We start from the raw sequence: 7958 nt of genomic DNA, 5'->3' as shown, positions 1-7958 counted from the left end.
CCCCCCCCCCCCCCCCCCCCCCCGCCCGGAAACCCTGCCTGCGAGGACATCCCATGACAGCCTCCACGACTCCCGCTTCGGGCGCACGCCGGCCATCGCCGCTGGTGGCCGCGATCGTCCACAAGCGCGGCGACCGGGCCGACGAGTTGCTCGCGCGCTTCGCGCTCGACCTGCGCGACTCGGGCTGGCAGGTGCATGGCATCGTCCAGCGCAGTTGCGGTTCGCGCAAGGCGCATGCCGCGCTGGTCGAGCTCGACACCGGCCTGCACATTCCGCTTTACCACCACACCGGCCGCTGGCCGCTGCCGTGCAGCCCCGAACCGGACGGCATCACCGCCGCCAGCCTCGCGCTGCGCACTGCACGCGAGGCTGAAAGCGACCTGGCGGTGGCCAACCGCTTCGGCACGCTGGAAGCGCTCGGCGGCGGGCTGGCACCCGAGATGCTGGCGCTGATGAACACGGGCCGGCCCTTGCTGACGGTGGTCGGCAAGGCCTACCTGGCCGACTGGCGGGAATTCACCGGCGGACAGGCGGCCGAGCTGCCGCCCAATCGTGCTGCGCTGGACGAATGGTTCATCGGCGTTGCCTACGCGAAACGCGCGGCCTGAAGCTGCGGACGGCCGGCCAATGAAACGAAGATCCTTCCTGGCGCTCGCCGCCTGCGCGCCCTTCCTGCCGGCAGGCGCGCTGCTGCCGGGCATTGCCGCAGCACGCCCGACCGCCGGGGACGGCATTCATGTTTTCGGCGAACTGCCCGCGCCCGAGCGCATCCGTCGCGTGTTCGCCGCCGGGCCGCCGGCCTCGGTGCTCGTCCATACCCTGGCGCCCGACAAGTTGATGGGCTGGCCGGGCGCGATGTCCGACGACGCGCTCGCCCTGCTGGCCCCGCAATATCGCGCGCTGCCGGCGCTGGGCCGGCTGACCGGGCGTGGCAGCACGGTGCCGATGGAACGGCTGGTGGCGCTGGCGCCGGATGTCATCGTCGATACCGGCATGGTGAGCGAGCATTTCCTCTCCATCGCCGAGCGCGTCCATCTGCAGACCGGCATCCCCTACGTCCTCGTCGACGGGCGGCTGGCCGACAGCGCCCGCCAACTGCGGCAGACAGGCCGCCTGCTGGGCACCGGCGAACGCGCCGAGACCCTCGCCCGCCATGCCGAAGCGGTGCTGACCGTCTGCCCACCGCCCAACGATATCTCGGATAAACCCAAGGTCTATCTGGCGCGCGGCAGCGACGGCCTGGAAACGCCGCTGCCCGGCTCGGTCAATGGCGAGTGCATCGAAGCTGCCTGCGCGGTGAATGCCGCCCGCGGCAGCGGCAACCTGGCCCGGGTGTCGCTGGAGCAACTGCTGGCCTGGAGGCCGGACGTGATCGTCACCCAATATGCCGAGTTCGCCGCCCTCGCCCGCCGCGACGCCACCTGGAACACGCTGCCGGCAGTGCGCGAAGGCCGCCTGTTCCTCGCTCCCCACCAGCCCTTCGGCTGGCTCGACGGCCCGCCCAGCGTCAATCGCCTGATCGGCGTGCGCTGGCTGCGCGAGGTGCTGCACAGCGGCGCACCGGCAGCGGACTGGATCGACGAGGCGGAGGAGTTCCACCGCCAGTTCTACGGCCACGTGCCCCCGCGCGAACTGCTCGTGCGCGCCATCACCGCCGCATGAGCGCTCGCGGGCTGCATCCGCTGGTGCTGGTGCTGCCGGCCGTGCTGGTCGCGGCGGTCGCGCTGGTGTCCGGCGCCTATCCGCTCGCCCTGTCCGATGCGCTTTCCGCGCTGCTGGCCGGCCCGGCGGCCGCTGGCGAGGCCGGCACCGTGGTATGGAAGCTGCGCCTGCCCCGCATTCTCGCCGGGCTGCTGGTCGGCATGGCGCTGTCGGTGGCGGGCGCCGCCTACCAGGGCATGTTCCGCAATCCGCTGGTATCGCCGGACATTCTCGGCGTGTCGGCCGGCGCCGGCGCGGGTGCATCCATCGCCATCCTGCTCGGCCTGCCGATCGCCGCGGTGCAGGGCGCCGCCTTCACCGGCGGCATGCTGGCGGTCGGCAGCGTCTATGCCGTCGCCAGCCGCATCCGCTACCACGACCCGGTGCTGGTCCTGGTGCTGGCGGGCGTCGCCGTGGGCACGCTGTTCGGTGCCGCCATCTCGCTCACCAAGGTGCTGGCCGACCCGAGCGTGGAACTGCCCTCGATCACCTTCTGGCTGCTGGGCGGGCTGAACTCAGTGAGCATCGACGACCTCGCCGTCGCCGCGCCGCTGATCCTGTGCGGCCTGGCGCCGATGTGGCTGCTGCGCTGGCGCATCAACCTGCTGACGCTGAGCGACGACGAGTCGGCCAGCATGGGCATCAACGTCGTCCGCCTGCGCCTCGCGCTGATCGCCTGCGCCACGCTGATGACTGCGGCGGCGGTGTCCATCGCCGGCATCATCGGCTGGATCGGCCTCGTCGTGCCCCATGCCGCGCGGCTGCTGGTCGGCCCCGAGTTCTCCCGCCTGCTGCCCGCCACCGCGCTGCTCGGCGGCGCCTTCCTGGTGGCGGCCGACACGCTTGCACGCTCGGCTGCCAGCATCGAACTGCCGCTCGGCATCCTCACCGCGCTGGTCGGCGCACCGGTGTTCCTGTGGCTGCTGGCCCGGAGCGGCAGGCAGGCATGAGCGGCACGGCATTCGGCACCATGGCGGCGGATCGGCACCCGCAAGACACCGGGCCGGTGCTGGAAGCCCGCGGTCTCGCCATCGGCCACCATCGCAAGCGCATCGGCGAAGACATCGACCTGCAGCTTCACCGCGGCGAAGTGCTGTGCCTGCTCGGCCCCAACGGCAGCGGCAAGACCACGCTGTTCCGCACCCTGCTCGGCCTGCTGCCGGCGCTGGACGGCAGCGTCCGCATCGGCGGCAAGCCGCTGCCCGAGTGGCCACGCAAGGCGCTGGCGCGTTTGATCGCCTATGTGCCGCAAAGCCAGGCCGTGCCCTTCCCCTTCACCGTGGCGCAGATGGTGCTGATGGGGCGCACGGTGCATATCGGCCCCTTCGCCCAACCCTCGGCACACGACCGCCACGTCGCGGCAGAAGCGCTTGAGGCACTCGGCATCGCCCATCTGTCGGCACGCGCCTGCATGGAAGTGTCGGGTGGCGAACGCCAGCTTGCGCTGGTGGCGCGCGCGCTGGCGCAGGAAGCCCGGGTGCTGATCCTCGACGAACCGACTTCCAGCCTCGACTTCGGAAACCAGTTGCGCGTGCTGGAGCGCATCGCGACGCTCGGCGAGCGTGGCATCGCGGTGCTGATGTCGACCCACCAGCCCGAACACGCGCTGCGCGTCGCCGACCGCGTCGCCTTCCTGAAAGCCGGCCGCATCGTGCGCTGCGGCGGTCGCAAGATCATCGACGCCAGGGCGCTGGCCGAACTGTACGGCGTCGATGAACGCCTGATCGCCGCCGGCTCCGCCTAGCCTGCCCACCCCGCAGCCGGTATGCTTCGACCGGTTCGAATTCGAAGAGGTGGTGCCGGCGCATGAAAACCGACAACAAGGGCATCGAACTGCAAGGCGCGATCTGGATGACGGTCGACGGCGCCAATCTCGGCGGCCCTGGCCGCATCGAGCTGCTGTCGAAGATCGCCGAATGCGGCTCCATCACCGGCGCGGCCAAGGCCATCGGCATGAGCTACAAGGCCGCCTGGGATGCCATCGACGCAATGAACAACCTCGCCGGCGAGCCGCTGGTCGAGCGCCAGACCGGCGGCAAGGGCGGCGGCGGCACTAGGCTGACCCACCGCGCCGAGCAACTGGTGGCGAATTTCCGCCTCATCGCCCAGGAGCACCGCCGTTTCGTCGAACAACTCAGCCGGCAGGCCGAAGGCATTGCCGACGATTACCTGTTGATCAGGAGGATGAACATGAAGACCAGCGCACGCAACGAATTCCTCGGCACCGTCCGCGAACTGAAGCGCGGTGCCGTGAATGACGAGATCGAGCTCGAAGTGACCGGCGGCCACCGCCTCGTCGCCATCGTCACCCACGAGAGCAGCGAAAGCCTGGGTCTCAAGCCGGGCGCCGAAGCCTTCGCGCTGATCAAGGCCTCGTCGATCATCGTCGTCACCGATGAAGCCGGCGCCCGTTTCTCGGCCCGCAACCGCCTGGCCGGCACGGTGTCGCGCGTGCAGCCGGGTGCGGTCAACACCGAAGTCGTCATCGACCTGCCCGGCGGCGGCAGCGTCGCCGCCATCGTCACCAACGAGAGCGCCACCAATCTCGGCCTCGCCGCCGGCAAGCCGGCCACGGCGATCTTCAAGGCATCGAGCGTGATCGTCGGCGTACCTGCGTAAGCGGGGTTGCAACTCAAGCCTTGCTGCCGCGCCCGCGCAGCAGCAAGGCCCACATCGCCAGGCTGAACAGCATGCCGCCCGCCACCGTCAGCGCCAGCGGCGTTGCGCTGGCCTGCACGCTGTGGCCGACGATCATGCCGGCGCCGGCGCCCAGCCCCATCTGCGCGAAACCCATCATCGACGCCGCCGCACCCGCCATCTTCGGGTAACCCGCCAGGGCCAGCGCGGTCGCATTCGGCAGCAACAGGCCGACCGCCATCGTCACGCCCCACATCGGCCCCATCACCGCTGCCGGGTGATGCACGCCGGCCAGCGCCAAGCCGGCCAGCAGCAGGCCGCTGGCCGCGCCCAGGTAGACGCCGCTGCGGATCAGCCAGTCCGCGCCCAGCCGCCGCGTCAGGCGCGCCGACAGCACGCTGCCGACGATGAAGCCGGTGACGTTGGCGCCGAAAGCCAGGCCCATCTGCTGCGGCGACATGCCGTACAGATCGATATAAACGAAGGGCGAGCCCGAAATGAAGGCGAACAGCGCCGCGAAGGCGCCGCAGCCGGTCAGCAGCGCGCCGCGATAGGTACGGTCGGCCAGCAGCACGCCGTAGTTCGACAACATGCGCGAGGGGCGGATCGCGTGCGGGTCGGGATGGCGGTTGGTCTCCTTCAGCACCGACCACACCATGAAGCCGAGCGCCAGCCCGTACAGCGTCAGCACGACGAAAGTCGAGCGCCAGCCGAGATGGGCACTGAGCCAGCCGCCGAAGATCGGCGCCACCAGCGGCGCCAGCGCCGTCGCCGTCGACACGTGCGACAGCACCCGCGCCGCCTCGTGCGGACCATAGACGTCACGCACCACCGCGCGCCCCAGCACCGGGCCGACGCAGGCGCCGAAAGCCTGCGCCAGCCGCGCCAGGATCAGGGTCTCGATCGTCGGCGCCAGCGCGCAGGCCGCCGACGACAGCACGAACGCCGCCGAGCCCCACAGCATCACCGGCCGCCGGCCGAAGCGGTCCGACAGCGGGCCGATCAGCAGTTGCCCCAGGCCGAAACCGAGCAGATAGACCGACAGCGTCAATTGCGCGCCGGCGGTGTCCGTGCCCAGCGCACGCGCGATCGCGGGCAGGGCCGGCAGGTAGAAATCGGTCGACAAGGGGCCGACCGAAGTCAGCGCGACGATCAGGACGGCAAGCAGGACGCTATGTTGTACGGGCATCGAGACACCAAAAACGAAACGCCGGCCCGAGGGCCGGCGCTTCCGGATTATACGGACGGCAATGCCGCCCGCCACTCCGTTCAGGCTGTGGCTTTCGCCTTGAACACCTGGCGGTAGTGATGCAGCAGCGGTTCGGTGTAGCCGCTGGGCTGGGCGCGGCCGTCGAAGATCAGCGCACGGGCAGCCTGGTAGGCGATCGAGTCGTCGACCTTCGGCGCCATCGGACGGTAGGCCGGATCGCCTGCGTTCTGGCCATCGACCACCGCGGCCATGCGGCGCAGCGTGGCATCGACCTGCTCGGCGCTGACGATGCCGTGGCGCAGCCAGTTGGCGATGTGCTGGCTGGAGATGCGCAGCGTGGCGCGGTCTTCCATCAGGCCGACGTTGTTGATGTCGGGCACCTTCGAGCAGCCGACGCCCTGCTCCACCCAGCGCACCACGTAGCCGAGGATGCCCTGGCAGTTGTTGTCCAGTTCCTGCTGGCGCGCCTCTGCGCTCCAGTCGGCCTTGGCGGCGACCGGCACGGTCAGCAGGCCGGTCAGCAGCGCATCGCGTTCGGCGGCGAGGTCGATCTTCTCCATTTCCTGCTGGATCGCGGCGACGTCGACCTGGTGGTAGTGCAGCGCGTGCAGCGTCGCGCCGGTCGGCGACGGCACCCAGGCGGTGTTGGCGCCGGCCTTCGGATGGGCGATCTTCTGTTCCAGCATCGCCGCCATCAGGTCGGGCATGGCCCACATGCCCTTGCCGATCTGGGCCTTGCCGCGCAGGCCGGCGGTCAGGCCGACCAGCACGTTGTTGCGCTCGTAGGCCTGGATCCAGGTGCTGGTCTTCATCTCGCCCTTGCGGATCATCGGGCCGGCTTCCATCGCGGTGTGCATCTCGTCGCCGGTGCGGTCGAGGAAGCCGGTGTTGATGAAGGCAACGCGGCTCTTGGCCGCGGCGATGCAGGCCATCAGGTTGACCGAGGTGCGGCGCTCCTCGTCCATGATGCCCATCTTCATCGTATGGCGCGGCAGGCCGAACAGGTCTTCGATGCGGCTGAACAGCTCGTCGGCGAAGGCGACTTCGGCCGGGCCGTGCATCTTCGGCTTGACGATGTACATGCTGCCGGTGCGCGAGTTGCCCTTGCGCGCGAGGTCGTGCATCGAGATCAGCGTGGTGACGACGCCGTCCAGGATGCCTTCGGGAATCTCGTGGCCTTCGCCGTCGATGATCGCCGGGTTGGTCATCAGGTGGCCGACGTTGCGGATGAACAGCAGCGAGCGGCCGTGCAGGCGCAGGCTGCCGCCGGCCGCGGCGGTGTATTCGCGGTCGGTGTTGAGGCGGCGGGTGATGGTCTTGTCGCCCTTCTGCACTTCCTCGGTCAGTGTGCCCTGCATCAGGCCCAGCCAGTTGCGATAGACGACGACCTTGTCGTCGGCATCGACGGCGGCGATGGAATCTTCACAGTCCATGATGGTGGACACCGCGGCTTCCACGACCAGGTCGTTGATGCCGGCGGCGTCGGTCTTGCCGATGGCGCCGTTGCGGTCGATCTGGACGTCGATGTGCAGGCCGTGGTTCTTCAGCAGCACCGAGCTCGGCGCGGCGGCGTCGCCCTGGTAGCCGACGAACTTCTCCGGCTGCTGCAGGCCGACGGTGGAACCGTTGTCGAGCGTGACGGCGAGCTTGCCATCGACCACGGCGTAGGCGGTCGAATCGGCGTGCGAGCCGCCGGCCAGCGGCGCGGCCTGGTCGAGCACCTTGCGGGCGAAGGCGATCACCCTGGCGCCCCGCACCGGGTTGTAGCCCTTGGTGATCTCGGCGCCGTCGGTCTGCGGGATGGCATCGGTGCCGTACAGTGCGTCGTACAGCGAGCCCCAGCGGGCATTGGCGGCGTTGAGCGCGTAGCGGGCGTTCATGACCGGCACCACCAGCTGCGGGCCGGCCTGCGACGACAGTTCGCTATCGACGTTGGGGGTATCCACCTTTACGCCGGTCGGCTGCGGCAGCAGATAGCCGATCGATTCGAGGAAGGCACGGAAAGCGGCCATGTCGGTGATCGGGCCGGGATTGGCGCGATGCCAGTTGTCCAGTTCGGTCTGCAGGCGATCGCGCTCGGCGAGCAGCGCGCGGTTCTTCGGAGCGAGATCGTGTACCAGCGCATCGAAGCCTTTCCAGAAGGCGGCGGCATCCACCCCCGTGCCCGGCAGGGCTTCTTCTTCGATGAAACGCTTCAGATTCGCAGCCACCTGAAGGCGATGGCAGTTCACTCTCTCGGTCATGTTGTACGCACTCTCTGGCATGATTCATGGGAACCCGGGCGCAGCACTCATGCAACGCGGGCGACCGCGAGGATGCGACCGATTTACGCTCCGGTCAAGGCCAACGCGCAAAAGTCCTCTATAAGACCTGAGATATACCTGGCCGGTCCACCCCATCGCCAGGAGGC

7 protein-coding genes are annotated in these 7958 nt (G+C 69.4%); 5 read left to right on the top strand and 2 right to left on the bottom strand.

Features of this window, described 5'->3' with window-relative positions; translation table 11 throughout:
• Positions 1-53: 53 nt before the first annotated feature.
• The 5 genes from NX068_RS05015 (at position 54) to NX068_RS04995 (ending at position 4320) form a co-directional block, all read left to right on the top strand.
• Complete coding sequence (locus tag NX068_RS05015) at positions 54-608, top strand: DUF2478 domain-containing protein (protein ID WP_263460181.1); 555 nt, start codon at positions 54-56, stop codon at positions 606-608.
• A gap of 19 nt (positions 609-627) precedes the next feature.
• Entirely contained in the window at positions 628-1662 is a 1035-nt protein-coding gene (locus NX068_RS05010) for an ABC transporter substrate-binding protein (protein WP_263460180.1), read from the top strand.
• Positions 1659-2651: a FecCD family ABC transporter permease gene (locus tag NX068_RS05005; protein WP_263460179.1), complete on the top strand. Its 993-nt coding sequence runs from the start codon at positions 1659-1661 to the stop codon at positions 2649-2651. The genes NX068_RS05010 and NX068_RS05005 overlap by 4 nt, the downstream gene beginning before the upstream one ends.
• Positions 2648-3445, top strand: coding sequence for an ABC transporter ATP-binding protein (locus tag NX068_RS05000; protein ID WP_263460178.1), 798 nt, complete (start codon positions 2648-2650; stop codon positions 3443-3445). Before NX068_RS05005 ends, NX068_RS05000 begins: the two co-directional genes overlap by 4 nt.
• A gap of 62 nt (positions 3446-3507) precedes the next feature.
• Positions 3508-4320: a TOBE domain-containing protein gene (locus NX068_RS04995; RefSeq protein WP_263460177.1), complete on the top strand. Its 813-nt coding sequence runs from the start codon at positions 3508-3510 to the stop codon at positions 4318-4320.
• A gap of 13 nt (positions 4321-4333) precedes the next feature.
• On the opposite strand, the gene NX068_RS04990 is transcribed toward NX068_RS04995, so the two are convergent.
• Together NX068_RS04990 and NX068_RS04985 are read right to left on the bottom strand one after the other, a co-directional pair.
• On the bottom strand, positions 4334-5527 hold the full coding sequence (locus tag NX068_RS04990) for a multidrug effflux MFS transporter (RefSeq protein ID WP_263460176.1): 1194 nt from the start codon (positions 5525-5527) through the stop codon (positions 4334-4336).
• An 80-nt stretch (positions 5528-5607) separates the two neighbouring features.
• The gene (locus tag NX068_RS04985; protein ID WP_263460175.1) at positions 5608-7791 is read right to left on the bottom strand and encodes a malate synthase G; all 2184 of its coding nucleotides are present in this window, start codon (positions 7789-7791) and stop codon (positions 5608-5610) included.
• Positions 7792-7958: the final 167 nt, after the last annotated feature.

This window comes from Thauera carbonicopians (assembly GCF_025699485.1).
Taxonomy (GTDB): Bacteria; Pseudomonadota; Gammaproteobacteria; order Burkholderiales; family Rhodocyclaceae; genus Thauera.
Note: the sequence above shows the minus strand (reverse complement) of the source record. Positions and strands in the feature narration are given on the sequence as shown.

Coding starts and splice junctions, on each gene's coding strand:
- NX068_RS05010 (WP_263460180.1), top strand. CDS start 628: ATGAAACGAAGATCCTTCCTGGCGCTCGCCGCCTGCGCGCCCTTCCTG.
- NX068_RS04990 (WP_263460176.1), bottom strand. CDS start 5,527: ATGCCCGTACAACATAGCGTCCTGCTTGCCGTCCTGATCGTCGCGCTG.
- NX068_RS04995 (WP_263460177.1), top strand. CDS start 3,508: ATGAAAACCGACAACAAGGGCATCGAACTGCAAGGCGCGATCTGGATG.
- NX068_RS05015 (WP_263460181.1), top strand. CDS start 54: ATGACAGCCTCCACGACTCCCGCTTCGGGCGCACGCCGGCCATCGCCG.
- NX068_RS05000 (WP_263460178.1), top strand. CDS start 2,648: ATGAGCGGCACGGCATTCGGCACCATGGCGGCGGATCGGCACCCGCAA.
- NX068_RS05005 (WP_263460179.1), top strand. CDS start 1,659: ATGAGCGCTCGCGGGCTGCATCCGCTGGTGCTGGTGCTGCCGGCCGTG.
- NX068_RS04985 (WP_263460175.1), bottom strand. CDS start 7,791: ATGACCGAGAGAGTGAACTGCCATCGCCTTCAGGTGGCTGCGAATCTG.